This is a genomic window from Microbacterium sp., from assembly GCF_049661145.1.
In the GTDB taxonomy this organism is placed as follows: Bacteria; Actinomycetota; Actinomycetes; order Actinomycetales; family Microbacteriaceae; genus Microbacterium.
On the sequence record NZ_JBASZT010000408.1, the window covers coordinates 1 to 1,514 of the forward strand.

General features: G+C 71.4%; 1 protein-coding gene. It reads left to right on the forward strand.

Annotated elements, in window-relative coordinates:
- The coding region (locus WBP48_RS16980; protein WP_424441920.1) for a DEAD/DEAH box helicase at positions 1-1,514 on the forward strand (1,514 nt) is incomplete at both ends.

Here is a 1,514-nt window from a genome sequence, read left to right on the forward strand (position 1 = left end):
CGCGTACGACGACCGGGCCGCCCGCTCGTACGACGAGCGGCCGCGCCGAAACTCCACGGATTCGCGCGCGGAACGGCGCGAACGGCCCGAATCCGGCTCGCGGAGCGCAGATCGGTGGAGTTCTGACCGCCCGGCGCAGCGCCGGGGCGTCCCGAACTCCTCCAGGTCGCGCGCTGTCCGACCGGAACGGCCCGAATCCGCCTCTCGCGGCGCGGATTGGAGGAGTTCGGACCGCGGCCACCGTCACAACCCGGCCCCGAACCGGTCGGACTGGAACGCGGACAGGTCGGCACAGTCCTTCGAGCAGCACGCCGACACCGTGCACGAGAAGCTGCAAGCCCAGGCGATCCAGGCCGAGCAGGTTGCGGACGTGACGTTCGCGGGCCTCGGGCTCGGCGACAACATCGTGCGGACGCTGGCCGAGCTCGGCGCGCCGTCGCCGTTCCCGATCCAGGCCGCCACGATCGCCCCGATCCTCGCGGGCAAGGACGTGCTCGCCCGCGGCCGCACCGGCTCGGGCAAGACGATCGCGTTCGGCGCGCCGCTGGTCGAGTCGGTCCTGCGCAGCCAGGCGGGAAAGCGCCGCGAGTTCGGGCGCAGCCCCAAGGCGCTGATCCTGGCGCCCACGCGCGAGCTCGCGCTGCAGATCGACCGCACCGTGCAGCCCATCGCCCGCAGCGTCGGCCTGTTCACGACCCAGGTCTACGGCGGCGTGCCGCAGGCCCGCCAGGTCGGTGCGCTCAAGAAGGGCGTCGACATCATCATCGGCACGCCCGGCCGCATCGAGGATCTGCACGCGCAGGGCAAGCTCGACCTCTCCGAGATCCGCATCGTCGTGCTCGACGAGGCCGACCACATGAGCGAACTCGGATTCCTCGAGCCGATGCAGCGCATCCTCCGCCTCGTCCACGACGGTGCGCAGAAGCTGCTGTTCTCGGCCACCCTCGACCGCGAGGTCGCCGCGCTCGTCGACGAGTTCCTCGTCGAGCCCGCCGTCTACGAGGTCGCCGGCGAGGACCAGGATTCCGGCACGATCGACCACCGCGTGCTCGTCATCGATCACCGTGACAAGGCCGAGATCCTGTCGTCGCTCGTCCATCGCGAGGGCAAGACGCTCGTCTTCGCGCGCACGCGGGCGTATGCCGAGATGCTCGCCGAGCAGTTCGAGGATGCCGGCATCAAAGCCGTCGCCCTCCACGGTGACCTCAACCAGGCCAAGCGCACGCGCAACCTCGAGCGGCTCACTTCGGGCCGCGTGAACGTGCTGGTCGCGACGGATGTCGCTGCCCGCGGCATCCACGTCGACGACATCGACCTGGTGATCCAGGCCGACGCGCCCGACGAGTACAAGACGTATCTGCACCGCTCCGGCCGCACCGGGCGGGCCGGGCGCAGCGGCACGGTCGTGACGCTCGTGACGCGCCAGCGCCGCCGCCGCATGGCCGAGCTGCTCGACCGCGCCGAGATCCACGCGCCGTTCCAGGACGCGCGCCCCGGCGACGACCTGCTCGAGG